This window comes from Flavobacterium sp. IMCC34852 (assembly GCF_030643905.1).
Lineage (GTDB): Bacteria > Bacteroidota > Bacteroidia > Flavobacteriales > Flavobacteriaceae > Flavobacterium > Flavobacterium rivulicola.
Genome location: NZ_CP121446.1, coordinates 865,891 through 879,238, shown reverse-complemented (window position 1 = coordinate 879,238; position 13,348 = coordinate 865,891). Strand labels below are relative to the sequence as shown.

The window sequence follows — 13,348 nt, the reverse complement described above, 5'->3', positions numbered from 1 at the left end:
AAATTTGAAAGTGAAAACAATTCTGGTATCGCAACCGGAACCCAAGGTAGAGAATTCACCTTATTTTGATTTGCAACAAAAACACAAAGTAAAAGTTGATTTCCGCTCGTTTATACATGTAGAAGGTGTTAGTGCGAAAGACGTTAGAGCTCAGAAAATTGACCTCAACAACTATACGGCCATAATCTTGACCAGCAGAAATTCGGTAGATCATTTCTTTAGAGTGGCGGAAGAAATGCGTTATAAAGTACCCGAAGATTTAAAATATTTTTGTCAATCCGAAGCGATTGCTTTTTACTTACAGAAATATGTAGTGTACAGAAAACGCAAGATTTATGTGGGTCAAAAAGACTTTGTTGATTTATCTCCATTGATCAAAAAATACAAAGAAGAGAAATTCTTGTTGCCGGCTTCTGACCAATTGAATTATGACGTGCCGCAAACGCTAAACAATTTAAAAGTAGATTGGACTCAAGCTACTTTTTACAAAACCGTGATGAGCGACTTGTCTGATCTAGCCGATGTATATTATGATGTTTTGGCTTTCTTTAGTCCAACCGGAATCAAATCCCTATTCAAAAACTTCCCCGACTTTAAGCAAAACAACACCCGTATTGCAGTTTTTGGAAGTACAACTCAGAAAGAAGCTTTAGAACATGGTTTGCGAATTGACATCCTAGCACCAACTCCGGAGACACCTTCGATGACTATGGCTTTGGAAAAATATATCGCTGACGCCAATAAAGGAAAATAGATTTTAAAAATATTTACCCTAAGTCCTGTTAAGTTTATTAGCAGGACTTTTTTTATACCAATAATGTTTACTTTTGAAAGACAAACAGCAAAATTATGGGCGATAATCAAATTGAGAAATTATACTTCGGGTTTTTATTGTTATTGCCTATAGTCTTTTCTACATCCATTATTGATCCTGTTTTGATTCCGAGACAAATTTTGCTAACCTTTTTTCTTTTGGCAATAATTATGGTCTTGATTTGGCAAAAGAAAGCAATATTGTTTCCTTTCAAAACGCCACTTTTCTTGGCGATTACCGTTTTTTTGACGCTTAATTTTATAGCGCTCTTTACTTCCAATATAGCCGGCGAAAGCCATGCTGTTTTGTCAAAATTAGCGGTGTTGTTTACCTTCTTTTTACTCACCACGCTTTTGCTTTATAACAACCTGATCAGACTAAACCAACTCATCGTAGCAGTCATTGTTTTCGGTGTAATTTCATTGTTTTTCTCCTTTTTTGACATTATCAATAAGGCGCAACAAGGGCAACATTTACTCCGAAAAATTGAGGTTATCAAAGGAACTTCAGCTAATAAGAATTTGCTTTCTTCTATACTGTTCCTCTGTCTGCCTTTTTATTTTACAGGATTACAACAAGGTAAAACAATGCGTTTCTTGTCAATTGGCGCGATACTTTCAACTCTGTTTGTTTTGATAACCGTAAGAACCAGAGTTGTTTTGTTGGCTTGTTTTATTTTCTTCACCCTGCTGATTTGTTACAAAATCAAAGAGCACTTCACGATTAAAAAGCGTTATTTTTTGATTTCCGGTATAAGTGTATTGCTGCTTTTATTCGGGTCTTATAAATTCTACTTAGAAAACAAAATTGCCAATCTGAAATCCTCATCCACCGATATAACCCAACAATATCTTTACCGCTTATCGGATTCAAAAACACTCGAGAGCCGAATCTTATTTTGGGAAAACTCCATGCAAATGGCAAAAGAAAATCCCTTATTAGGCGTCGGCTTAGGCAATTGGCAAATTCTTTTTCCGAAATATGGCTTGAATCGCTTTGATGATTACGCCACAGCAAACGGTGAAAGCACTCTACAAAGACCTCATAATGATTTTATTTGGATACTTTGCGAAACGGGAATTTTGGGATTACTGGCTTACTTAATGATTTTTGGGGCGATTTTTTACCAATTGTATTCGCTCATCAAAAGCACAACCGACTCCAAAGAAAAATGGAAATTCTTCTTTATTCTCAGTACTTTGATTGGCTATTTAGTGATTGCTTTTTTCGATTTTCCTTACGAAAGAATCGAACACCAAGTCATAGTTATGCTGCTTTTGGCCATTGTTGCTTCGGCTTATTGCAAATCTGTTGCTTATACGACAAAGAATTACAAATCATGGCTTTGGTTGTTGTTGGTTCCTATTGGCTATTCTTTTTTAGTCTCATTTTACCGATTCAACGGCGAACAACACGCAGTAAAAATGTATGCTGCCAGAGCCAACAAAAACTGGAGTGAAACCATTTATGAAACCCAAAAGGCCAACCATTATTTTTATCCTCTTGACAACACTTCTATGCCTTTAACATGGTATGAAGGTATTGCGCATTTTAATGAAAACCGCATTGTGGAAAGTCAAATTTGCTTTGAAAAAGCTTACCAATTAACGCCATACAATATTCAAGTAATAACCAATTTAGCCAGTACTTATCAAGCCAATGGGAAAATAGAGGAAGCCGTTGCCTTGTATAATGATGCCTTGAAAATTTCTAAGGAGTTTGATGAGGCCAAACTCAATTTAGCAGCGCTATACTACAATAAAAAAGAATTTGACAAAGCTTATGCTTTGATTAATGAGATTAAAGTCACTTCTAAAAACCCAAAGTATAAACTCTACTTGGTACCTATTCTAAACCACAAAATCAATGCTTACTTGAAAACAGCGACTGATAAAGTTGTGATTGAAAATTTGGTCAAAAATGTAACCACAAAAGAAGCTTTATTGCAACTGTTTTTTGACGCCAAAAAGAAAAATATGGCTTTTGAAACTTATTTGGCGCAGGCAAAATTTAAATAAAAAAACCGTCTCGCAAAAACAAGACGGAATTTTCAACTGGTTAGGTTTAGTTAGTTTGTTATACCTGTGGCCCGGCTTTTACCAAGCTTTGCCCTTGCTCATTATCGGTATATTGAGCGAAATTTTTAATGAATCTTGACGCTAAATCGGTTGCTTTTTCGTTCCAATCTGCGGTATCTGTATAAGTATCTCTCGGATCTAAAATCGCCGGATTCACATCGTGTAAAGCTGTTGGCACAGTCAAATTGAATACCGGAATCGTTTTAGTTTCCGCTTTTTCAATCGAACCATCTAAAATAGCATCAATAATCGCACGAGTATCTTTTATAGAAATGCGTTTTCCGGTTCCGTTCCAACCGGTATTTACCATGTAAGCCGTCGCATTATTTTCTTCCATTTTCTTAACTAATTCTTCTCCGTATTTCGTAGGATGCAAAGTTAAAAAAGCTTTACCAAAACACGCTGAGAAGGTTGGCTCAGGTTGTGTAACTCCTCTTTCAGTTCCGGCTAATTTAGCGGTAAATCCTGAAAGAAAATAGTACTGTGTTTGCTCCGGTGTTAATTTAGAAACCGGTGGCATTACACCGAAAGCATCTGCGGTTAAGAAGATTACTTTAGTCGCATGACCGGCTTTAGAAACCGGTTTTACAATATTGTGAATATGATAAATCGGATAAGAAACACGGGTGTTTTGCGTCACCGAACCATCTTTGAAATCGATAATTCCATCAGCATCAACGGTTACGTTTTCTAACAACGCATCTCTTTTGATAGCGCCGTAAATATCAGGTTCATTTTCTTTGCTTAAGTCAATGGTTTTGGCATAACATCCGCCTTCAAAATTGAAAACGCCTTCATTATCCCAACCGTGTTCATCGTCACCGATTAATTCGCGTTTTGGGTCGGTAGACAAAGTGGTTTTTCCTGTTCCCGACAATCCGAAGAAAACTGCAACATCACCGTCTTTTCCTTTGTTGGCCGAACAGTGCATTGACGCAATTCCTTGTAATGGCAAATAGTAGTTCATCATAGCGAACATCCCTTTTTTCATCTCGCCACCGTACCAAGTACCGCCAATCAACTGCATTTTTTCGGTTAAATTGAACGCTACGTAAACCTCAGAATTCAAACCGTGAGCAGCGTAATCTTTAAACGAAGTCTTAGAACCATTCATTACAATAAAATCCGGTTCACCAAAATTTGCCAATTCTTCTTCCGTCGGACGGATAAACATATTGGTTACAAAATGCGCTTGCCAAGCCACTTCCATGATGAAGCGTACTTTTAATCTGGTATTTTCATTGGCACCGCAAAAAGCATCTACCACATATAATTTTTTTCCTGAAAGTTGGTCAACTGTAGTTTCTTTTAAAGCTTCCCAAGTATTTTGCGTAATCGGTTTGTTGTCGTTTACTGCTTTTTCTGAAGTCCACCAAATCGTATTTTCGGTGATATTGTCTTTAACGATGTATTTGTCTTTTGGTGATCTTCCGGTAAAAACTCCGGTCATTACATTTACCGCTCCAAGTTCTGTAAGTTGCCCTTTTTCGTAACCTTCTAAGTTCGGATTCAACTCGTCATTGTATAATTTTTCGAAGGAAGGATTGTGGATGATTTCGTTAACGTTTTTGATTCCGTATTGTTCTAACGAAATCGATTTCGTAATTTGAGCGTAGTTCTCCATAAAATTTAGTTTGTGTTGTATTATGAATCAGACGACAAAGGTAAAAATTAAAATTTAGAAACTATTTTTTTTATTAAAATATTATCTTTTATCTTTTAAAATCTGCCACAACAAAACCGCCCAGCCCAATATTAACAAGGTTCCGCCGATAGGCGTTACAATTCCCAAAGGTTTAAAATCAATTCCGGTTATGGTTTTGGTAGCCAATAAGTAAATGGAACCTGAGAAGAAAATTACGCCAAAAAGAACCAATTGAAAGATGGTTTTTTTACTTTTTTCCGTGACCAAAGTAGTGAGTCCCAAAAACAACAAAAACAGCGCATGATACATTTGGTATTTGACACCGGTTTCAAAAGTTACGAGTTCTTCAACTGTCAAATGTTTTTTCAAAGCGTGAGCCCCAAAAGCACCTAAAATGATGGCCGTCATTCCCAACAAGACCGCAGTAACCGTTATTTTTCTTTCCATTTTTTTTTTTGAATTGAATACTTATCGGCAAATTTATCCGTTATCTGATTAGAAATAAAGAAATTTCACTTTTCTTTTGGTTACAACTTTTTTTTAAACTTTATATTTGCACCTTAAATTTCCATCATGAAGAAATTACTTTATATACTGACCGTCATTTTTATCTTTAGTTCAGCTTACAGTCAAACCATCAAATCGGGTGAAAAACTAGTTTTCGCCGGCTCTTACAATATGAGTGGATTAATGACGCAATTGGCGCAAGTCACCATGAGTACCGAAACTGTTTCAACGTCCAAAAACTCCTATCTGCATTTGAATTGTGAATTATCCACTTACAGCAAATGGGATTCTTTTTTCAAAATCAGAGATATTTATGAGTCTTATGTCAACCCGGTGAATTTGAAACCGAGTTTGTACAAAAGAAGCATAGACGAAGGCGGTTATACCAAAAAAGAAAAATACACTTTTAAAGGCAATACTGTAAACAGTACAGTCAAAAGAAAAAACAAACCCGAAACCCAAAAAACCTTTACCATAGGTGGTTCTACACAAGATGTAGTTTCGCTTTTGTACAAAGTCCGAACCATGGATTTCAGCAAATTTAAAGTCGGGCAAACACAATCGTTAATGATTGTCTTCGATGAAAAACAAATCCCGGTTACTTTAAAATACATGGGGAAAGAAACCATTAACTGTGGTAATTTAGGCAAAAAGGAATGCTACAAACTTTCGATTGGTGCTAAAACCGATGCTTTACGGGGAAAAGACAAAAACTTAATTTGGCTGACAGCCGATTCAAAAAAAGTACCGGCTTTGCTTAAATTCAGCATTCCTGTCGGCACCGGGCAATTGGCTTTAACCTCAGCAACGGGAATTTAATTTAGTAAAACCATGAGAAAACTATTTTTAATTTTAACCGTTATTTTTAGCGCATTGGGAATAGCCTTTACCATTTTGCCAATGGATACACTTGCTTTTCTTCCCATTGGTTTAGCTTTAATTTTTGGGCTACTGACCTTGAAAAAATCAGAAGAAAGCGAAAAAAAATTCCCCAAAATATTACTTGTCATTGGCGCTTTATGTTCTTTAGTAGTTATAGGCAAAACTTTACTTATTGAAGATGAAATAGCGACTGATACTCAATTTGAACAACAAAAAATTGAGACCAAACAAGAAGCCCAAAAAGAACTCGAAGAATTGGAAGGTTTAGAATAATAAAAAGCTCATCACTACGATGGGCTTTTTTGTTTGAATCAAATATTCATACCTTTGTAGAAGAACAAACAAACGAATGAGAAATATACTAATCATAGGCGCCGGACGCTCGGCCTCATCACTTATAAAGTACCTTTTAAGAAAATCTCCTCAAGAAAACTTAAATGTGACCATAGCCGATTTATCTATAGAATTGGCCCGAAGAAAAACCTATAATCACCCAAATGCAACGCCTATTGCTTTAGACATCAACAATGTTGAACAACGCCAAGCCGAAATCCAAAAAGCCGATATTGTAGTCTCCATGTTGCCGGCTCATATGCATATTGAAGTGGCTAAAGACTGTATAACCTTCAAAAAAAATATGGTAACCGCTTCCTATATTTCAGAGGAAATGCAAAGCTTAGACGAAGCGGTAAAAGCCAACGGACTAATTTTCATGAACGAAGTCGGACTCGACCCCGGAATAGACCACATGAGTGCGATGAAGGTGATTGATGAAATCAAAGCCAAAGGAGGCAACATGATTTTATTCGAATCGTTTTGCGGTGGTTTGATTGCCCCCGAATCCGATGACAATCTTTGGAATTACAAATTCACTTGGGCACCAAGAAACGTAGTGTTGGCGGGTCAAGGCGGCGCAGCTAAATTTATCCAAGAAGGCAAATACAAATACATACCATACCACAAATTATTCCGTAGAACCGAATTCTTCCACGTAGAAGGTTACGGCAAATTTGAAGGCTATGCCAACCGAGATTCTCTGAAATACCGAAGCATTTACGGGTTAGACGATATCTTAACTTTGTACCGAGGTACGATTCGAAGAGTTGGGTTTTCCAAAGCTTGGAACATGTTTGTGCAACTGGGCATGACCGATGATTCTTATGTGATGGAAAATTCCGAAAGCATGAGTTACCGTGATTTTATCAACTCGTTTTTGCCATTTCACGCTTCAGATTCAGTAGAGTTAAAAACCCGAATGGCATTAGGCATCGAGCAAGACGACATCATGTGGGACAAATTAATGGAACTCGATATTTTCAACGCCAATAAAATTGTCGGGCTCAAAAATGCCACACCGGCCCAAATTTTAGAGCGCATCCTAAACGACAAATGGACGCTGCAACCTGAAGACAAGGACATGATTGTCATGTACCACAAATTCGGCTATGAACTCAACGGTGAACGCAAACAAATCGATTCCAAAATGGTTTGCATCGGCGATGATCAAATTTACACCGCGATGGCCAAAACCGTAGGTTTACCGGTAGCCATGGCGACCATCCAAATCCTAAACGGCAACATCAAAACGCCCGGCGTACAATTGCCTATCAAAAAAGAAGTCTACGACCCGATTTTGAAAGAATTGGCGCTGCACGGCATCGTTTTCCACGAAACCGAAATGCCTTATGTAGGTTATAATCCTGATAAGTTATTAGGGAATTAGTTGTGGAGAGACTGAGTTATTGGGAGCGAAAGGTTCAGGCATTTTTGGTATGGTAATTCCTGCTGTCCATTGCAATCTCTACGAGGATTTCCATTCCCATCAGGGCTAAACAGGATTCTATTTTCTTTTCAGTAAACGTCAATATAAAACCAAAATCTTAATCGATTTTGGTTTTCTTGTTTAAAATCTAAAGTAAATCACTATTTTTACTTTAAATTTATTAACCATGAAGATAAATCAACTACAAATAGAAATTGACGGCATCGACAAAGAAATCCTTCGCGACTTGATGGAAGATGCCCGAAAACCCATTTTACAAATCGCCAACAAAATCGGAATTTCCGGTGCGGCCATTCACCAACGGTTGCGTAAACTCGAGGAGGCCGGCGTGATTTCGGGTTCCAAATTTATCATTGATAACAAAGTTTTGGGATACAAAACCATGGCGTTTATTGGGGTTTACTTAGAAAAAGCGTCGAGCAACTCCGATGCGGTAAAAGAACTGAAAAAAATTCCCGAAGTGTTAGAATGTCATTATACCACAGGAAACTGGAGCATTCTTATCAAAATCATTTGCCGCGATAACGAACACTTGATGCAATTGCTCAACAAAAAAATCCAACCCATTGAAGGCGTTTCGAGAACAGAAACGTTTATTTCTTTGGAACAACAGATTGAAAGACAGATACAGTTGTGATTGAGTTGGGAGTTTAAAAAAGGAAACTATGCGAAAAGAAATTAAATGGATTTTGTTTTACATTATTTATGTAATTATAATGCTTATTACCGATAAAATGGCTCCGAGTGGTCCGTGTACACCGGGACCGGGATTTTTCCTATTCCTTTTATTGATTCCTATCAGTGTTATTTTATTGCTGAAAGATTTGTATAAATATTATCGCGAGCCGGAAAAATCAAGATTGTATTGTATCCTTATTCACCCTATCGTTTGGGTGCTTATTTTATCTTTTTATAGTTAAATGGTTAACTCTTTAGCCCCGATTGAAGAGGTTACCGCGTAACCCGAAAAGCGGGAATTACCCCCGAAGCTTCGGGGCTGAAACTGCCCGAGCCAATCGTTCCCAAATAAAAAACCCGCTACTTTCATAACGGGTTTTGTTTTATTTATTCGTCTCTGGAACCTCCGAAGACTTGCAAAGCCCAATATAAGAGCGAAGCCAAAGCGCCAATCGCGGCGACTACATAAGTTCGGGCGGCCCATTTCAGCGCGTCTTCGGCACCGGCGTATTCTTGTTGGCTGACCATGTTTTTATTTTTTAACCAGGCCAAAGCGCGGTTACTGGCGTCGTATTCTACCGGAAGTGTAATGAAGGCAAAGGAAGTGGCAATCGCCATTAGCACCAACCCTATTACAGCGATGTAAAATCCTAAACCCAATCCGGAGGCGGCACCCAAAATCAGTCCGCCAAAGATTAACCATTGGGATAAAGTAGAAGAAACATTCACTATGGGTACCAGTTGCGAACGCAATTGCAACATATTGTAAGCCGTGGCGTGTTGGACAGCGTGACCACATTCGTGTGCGGCAACTGCTGCGGCAGCGGCGTTTCTTTGGTTGTAAACGCCTTCGCTTAAGTTTACCGTTTTGTCAGCTGGATTGTAATGGTCAGTCAATTGTCCGGGTGTGGAAATGACTTTGACATCATAAATCCCGTGGTCTTGTAGCATTTGGGTGGCAATTTCGGCACCGCTCATCCCATTGCGCAAATGCAGATGAGAGTATTCTGCGAATTTGCTCTTAAGTTTCGAGCTTACGGCAAAACTGACTAAGGCAATCAAGCCGATTAAAATATAATATCCTAACATGATTTGTAAATTTTAGTTTCTGAAACTGCATCAAATTACACGCCAAAGGATTGACAATGACAGCTTGTCACTTACAGCAGTGTAATTCCAAACACAAAGCGATTGTTCCCGGATTCGTTTACGTTGTTTAAAATACTTCCGAATTCGGATTGGTATCTTCCGCGGGTTAAGCCCAACTCATAACCGGCATTGACTTTCACTTGGAAACTCGATTTTTTAAACAAATACATAGAAACCGATGGTCCGAAATACAGCATTTGGTTGGTAATGTTTACATGCCCGCTGTTGTTATTGGGTTCCAAATCGTTTAAATCGATGGTGTTATTTTTGGAGTAAATATCGTATTGGTTGCCTAAATAAGCCAAGGAAAGACCGGCAGTGAAGGCAAATTTCTCTTGGTTTACTACATTATAATGAACGCGCATTCTGGTGTTGAAACCACGGTATTTCATTTCGTTATTGCCTTCCGCAGGTTTGGCAAACAAAAATCCAAACTCAATATCGCCGGAATACTTTTGGCCAAAATAATTCAAACCAAAAGTCAGCTCTGGCACAAAACTGTCTAATTCCGGAAGATTGGCATTGCTGAGTTTTTTGTTGAGATTGGTTTTGTCATTGATATTCCCGTTGAATCCAAAATAACCGTCGATTTTGAAACTTTTAGTTTTAATTGAATCTGTTGGTTTTTCTTGGCTGTAGCCGATAAAAGCCGTAAGTAATAGTAAGTAAAGGATTTTGTTTTTCATGATGATTGATTTAATGTTTGAATCAAAAATAAACAGAGAAAATGGCTATAAAGAATGGTTTAACTTTTTATTTGCAAATGGTGAAGGGAAAAGTAAAAAGTAAAAAGGGATGAGGGAAAAGTAAACCAACTTATCCCTTATCCCTTTAGGCTTATCCCTTTAAACGCTCTGTGTTTTTATCCCACTAAGTTAATCACTTTACCTGGTACGATAATCACTTTATTAGGCGTTCTTCCTTCTAGTTGTTTAATGGTTCTTTCATCGGCCATTACGATTTCCTGTATTTGGGCTACGGTTAAATCCAAAGGTAATTTGATGGTGAAACGCATTTTACCGTTAAACGAAACCGGGTACTCTTTTTCGGATTCGACTAAGTATTTTTCGTTAACTAATGGAAATTCGACTGTTGAGATTGACCCTTCGTGTCCTAATTGACTCCATAATTCCTCAGCGATGTGCGGTGCATAAGGCGAAATTACTACAGCTAATGGTTCTAAAATCGCTCGGTGGTGACATTTCATCGAAGCCAATTCGTTCACACAAATCATAAACTGCGATACCGACGTGTTGAACGAGAAGTTCTCGATATCCTCAGTCACTTTTTTGATGGTTTTGTGGAGCGATTTGTACATTTCTGCCGTTGGTTCCTCGTTGGTCACAATCAAACCGTTGTCGTCAAAATACAAACGCCATAGTTTTTTTAAGAAACCTGACACTCCGGTGATTCCGGCGGTATTCCAAGGCTTGGCTTGTTCTAATGGACCAAGGAACATTTCGTATAAACGTAATGTATCTGCGCCGTAGTCTTCACAAATATCATCCGGATTGACCACATTGTATTTGGATTTGGACATTTTTTCGACTTCGCGACCTACGATGTATTTGCCGTTTTCTAAAATAAATTCGGCGTCTTTGTAATCTGAATATAACGGATGATTTTTGAAGGCTTCGATATCTAACTCGTTGGTGATGTCGTTGATAACGGCTAGGTCAACATGGATTGGATGCACTTTTTCACCCGCAATTAATCCTTTTGAATATAGTTTTTTGGAATCTTCAGAACGATATACAAACGCACTCATCCCCAAAATCATTCCCTGATTGATCAACTTTTTGAACGGTTCTTCCGTTGGCGCGAAGCCTTTGTCTTTTAAGAATTTGTTCCAAAAACGAGAGTACAACAAATGGCCGGTGGCGTGTTCGCTTCCACCTATGTATAAATCTACGTTTTCCCAGTATTTTAGGGCATCAGCTGAGGCGAATTCGGCGTCGTTGTGTGCGTCCATATAACGCATCCAATACCACGAACTTCCGGCCCAACCCGGCATAGTGTTGAGTTCTAGAGGAAATATCGTTTTGTGGTCAATCAACTGGTTACTGACTACTGAACACTGAACACTATCCCACGCCCAATCCGTAGCGTTTCCTAATGGCGGTTGGCCGTCTTCGGTGGGTAAATATTTTTCTACTTCGGGTAAAACGATTGGCAAGTGTTTAGGGTCAATCATTTGCGGTAATCCGTTTACGTAATATACCGGGAACGGTTCACCCCAATATCTTTGGCGAGAAAACACGGCGTCGCGCAAACGGTAATTGGTTTTGCCTTTTCCTTGTCCGATTCTCTCAAGCTCTTCGATGATTTTTTTGGTGCCGTCTTTGTAACCCAAACCGTTTAGGAAATCGGAGTTGACTAACTCAAATCCTGATTTTTCGCCATAAGCGGCTTCTGATATATCTTGGTTGAAAATATTTTTGATTTCGGGCATGCCTTGTTGGCCTTTGAAAAAATTGGCAAACGCATAATCTCTTTCGTCGCCACAAGGAACAGCCATTACAGCTCCGGTTCCGTAACCTGCTAACACATAATCGCCTATCCAAACCGGAATCGGTTCTTTGGTGAACGGATGTTCGACATAAGCGCCGGTGAAAACACCTGAGATGGTTTTTACATCAGCCATTCTTTCACGTTCTGAACGTTTGGCAGTGGCTTCCACATAAGCTTCTACGGCTGCTTTTTGTTCCTGTGTTGTGATTTGGGCCACCAATTCATGTTCGGGTGCCAAAGTCATAAACGTCACTCCGAAAATGGTATCAGGACGTGTCGTGAAAACCTCAATTTCGTACTTCGTACTTTGTACTTTGAACTTTACGGATGCGCCAACCGATTTTCCAATCCAGTTTCTTTGGCTTTCTTTGATGGATTCGCTCCAGTCGATGGTGTCTAACCCTTGTAGTAATCTTTCGGCGTAGGCTGAGATTCTCATGGACCATTGCGTCATTTTTTTGCGGATGACCGGATGACCGCCGCGTTCGGAAACCCCATTTACGATTTCGTCATTGGCCAATACTGTTCCGAGTGCCGGACACCAATTGACTTCGGTTTCGGCCAAATAGGTTAATCGGTATTGCAATAGTATTCTTTGTTGTTCGTCGGAAGAAAAAGCGTTCCATTCTGCGGCTGAAAATGGCATGATGTTGTCATCGCAAACTGCGTTTACAGTCGCGTTTCCTTCTTTTGAAAATATAGAAACTAAAGTCGAAATGTCTTCTGCTTTGTTGCTATCGTTGTTGTACCACGAGTTAAATAATTGGATAAAAATCCACTGCGTGTGTTTGTAATAATCGGCGTTGGAAGTGCGCACTTCTCTACTCCAATCGAAAGAAAAACCGATTTTGTCTAATTGCTCGCGGTAACGGGCAATGTTTTCGCGAGTGGTTTTCTCCGGATGTTGACCGGTTTGGATGGCGTATTGTTCTGCCGGCAATCCGAAAGAATCATAGCCTTGCGGATGCAACACATTGAAGCCTTTATGGCGTTTGAAACGCGCCACGATATCGGAAGCGATATAACCCAGCGGATGCCCAACGTGTAAGCCGGCTCCGGATGGATAAGGAAACATGTCGAGTACGTAATACTTAGGCTTGTTGGAATTATTGGTGGCAGCAAAAGTTTGGTTTTGTGCCCAATACTGTTGCCATTTGGCTTCGATTTTTTCGTGATGGTATTTCATTCTCAGTGTTTGTTGTTTTCTACACCTGGCAGGTTTTAAAAACCTTTCAGGTGTTATTGCGTTTACTTTTTAGCCCTGATTGGAGAGGTTACCGTGTAACCCGGAAAGCGGGAAT

Annotated in this window: 12 protein-coding genes; 7 read left to right on the top strand and 5 right to left on the bottom strand. The window is 39.1% G+C overall.

Annotation, left to right across the window (positions count from 1 at the left end; genetic code table 11):
* Positions 1–4: 4 nt before the first annotated feature.
* A complete protein-coding gene (locus tag P7V56_RS03925) occupies positions 5–754 on the top strand; it encodes a uroporphyrinogen-III synthase (protein ID WP_171221571.1) in 750 nt (249 codons plus the stop codon).
* A gap of 95 nt (positions 755–849) precedes the next feature.
* On the top strand, positions 850–2,832 hold the full coding sequence (locus tag P7V56_RS03920) for an O-antigen ligase family protein (RefSeq protein ID WP_171220986.1): 1,983 nt from the start codon (positions 850–852) through the stop codon (positions 2,830–2,832).
* Positions 2,833–2,890: 58 nt separating this feature from the next.
* Here the strand turns inward: P7V56_RS03920 and pckA are convergent, their stop codons facing one another.
* Together pckA and P7V56_RS03910 are read right to left on the bottom strand one after the other, a co-directional pair.
* Positions 2,891–4,516, bottom strand: a complete 1,626-nt coding sequence (pckA, locus tag P7V56_RS03915) for a phosphoenolpyruvate carboxykinase (ATP) (protein WP_171220987.1) — start codon at positions 4,514–4,516, stop codon at positions 2,891–2,893.
* Positions 4,517–4,597: 81 nt separating this feature from the next.
* Complete coding sequence (locus P7V56_RS03910; RefSeq protein WP_171220988.1) at positions 4,598–4,984, bottom strand: DUF423 domain-containing protein; 387 nt, start codon at positions 4,982–4,984, stop codon at positions 4,598–4,600.
* Positions 4,985–5,110: 126 nt separating this feature from the next.
* On the opposite strand from P7V56_RS03910, the gene P7V56_RS03905 reads away from it, so the two are divergent.
* The 5 genes from P7V56_RS03905 to P7V56_RS03885 all read left to right on the top strand — a co-directional run bounded on the left by P7V56_RS03905 (position 5,111) and on the right by P7V56_RS03885 (position 8,629).
* Complete coding sequence (locus tag P7V56_RS03905; RefSeq protein ID WP_171220989.1) at positions 5,111–5,863, top strand: DUF3108 domain-containing protein; 753 nt, start codon at positions 5,111–5,113, stop codon at positions 5,861–5,863.
* Positions 5,864–5,875: 12 nt separating this feature from the next.
* The gene (locus tag P7V56_RS03900; RefSeq protein ID WP_171220990.1) at positions 5,876–6,199 is read left to right on the top strand and encodes a hypothetical protein; all 324 of its coding nucleotides are present in this window, start codon (positions 5,876–5,878) and stop codon (positions 6,197–6,199) included.
* A 76-nt stretch (positions 6,200–6,275) separates the two neighbouring features.
* A complete protein-coding gene (locus P7V56_RS03895) occupies positions 6,276–7,649 on the top strand; it encodes a saccharopine dehydrogenase family protein (protein ID WP_171220991.1) in 1,374 nt (457 codons plus the stop codon).
* A 226-nt stretch (positions 7,650–7,875) separates the two neighbouring features.
* Positions 7,876–8,346 (top strand): Lrp/AsnC family transcriptional regulator, encoded by a 471-nt coding sequence (locus P7V56_RS03890; RefSeq protein ID WP_171220992.1) that lies wholly within the window; start codon positions 7,876–7,878, stop codon positions 8,344–8,346.
* A gap of 28 nt (positions 8,347–8,374) precedes the next feature.
* Positions 8,375–8,629, top strand: coding sequence for a hypothetical protein (locus P7V56_RS03885; protein WP_171220993.1), 255 nt, complete (start codon positions 8,375–8,377; stop codon positions 8,627–8,629).
* Positions 8,630–8,774: 145 nt separating this feature from the next.
* On the opposite strand, the gene P7V56_RS03880 is transcribed toward P7V56_RS03885, so the two are convergent.
* The 3 genes from P7V56_RS03880 to leuS form a co-directional block, all read right to left on the bottom strand.
* Entirely contained in the window at positions 8,775–9,476 is a 702-nt protein-coding gene (locus P7V56_RS03880) for a zinc metallopeptidase (protein WP_171220994.1), read from the bottom strand.
* Positions 9,477–9,547: 71 nt separating this feature from the next.
* Positions 9,548–10,222 (bottom strand): hypothetical protein, encoded by a 675-nt coding sequence (locus P7V56_RS03875; protein WP_171220995.1) that lies wholly within the window; start codon positions 10,220–10,222, stop codon positions 9,548–9,550.
* Between the two features lie 176 nt (positions 10,223–10,398).
* Positions 10,399–13,233 (bottom strand): leucine--tRNA ligase, encoded by a 2,835-nt coding sequence (gene leuS, locus P7V56_RS03870; protein WP_171220996.1) that lies wholly within the window; start codon positions 13,231–13,233, stop codon positions 10,399–10,401.
* Positions 13,234–13,348 lie beyond the last annotated feature (115 nt).

Excerpts from the sequence above, each read along its gene's own strand:
- P7V56_RS03920 (WP_171220986.1), top strand. The coding sequence starts at position 850 with ATGGGCGATAATCAAATTGAGAAATTATACTTCGGGTTTTTATTGTTA.
- pckA (WP_171220987.1), bottom strand. The coding sequence starts at position 4,516 with ATGGAGAACTACGCTCAAATTACGAAATCGATTTCGTTAGAACAATAC.
- P7V56_RS03910 (WP_171220988.1), bottom strand. The coding sequence starts at position 4,984 with ATGGAAAGAAAAATAACGGTTACTGCGGTCTTGTTGGGAATGACGGCC.
- P7V56_RS03905 (WP_171220989.1), top strand. The coding sequence starts at position 5,111 with ATGAAGAAATTACTTTATATACTGACCGTCATTTTTATCTTTAGTTCA.
- P7V56_RS03900 (WP_171220990.1), top strand. The coding sequence starts at position 5,876 with ATGAGAAAACTATTTTTAATTTTAACCGTTATTTTTAGCGCATTGGGA.
- P7V56_RS03895 (WP_171220991.1), top strand. The coding sequence starts at position 6,276 with ATGAGAAATATACTAATCATAGGCGCCGGACGCTCGGCCTCATCACTT.
- P7V56_RS03890 (WP_171220992.1), top strand. The coding sequence starts at position 7,876 with ATGAAGATAAATCAACTACAAATAGAAATTGACGGCATCGACAAAGAA.
- P7V56_RS03885 (WP_171220993.1), top strand. The coding sequence starts at position 8,375 with ATGCGAAAAGAAATTAAATGGATTTTGTTTTACATTATTTATGTAATT.
- P7V56_RS03880 (WP_171220994.1), bottom strand. The coding sequence starts at position 9,476 with ATGTTAGGATATTATATTTTAATCGGCTTGATTGCCTTAGTCAGTTTT.
- P7V56_RS03875 (WP_171220995.1), bottom strand. The coding sequence starts at position 10,222 with ATGAAAAACAAAATCCTTTACTTACTATTACTTACGGCTTTTATCGGC.
- leuS (WP_171220996.1), bottom strand. The coding sequence starts at position 13,233 with ATGAAATACCATCACGAAAAAATCGAAGCCAAATGGCAACAGTATTGG.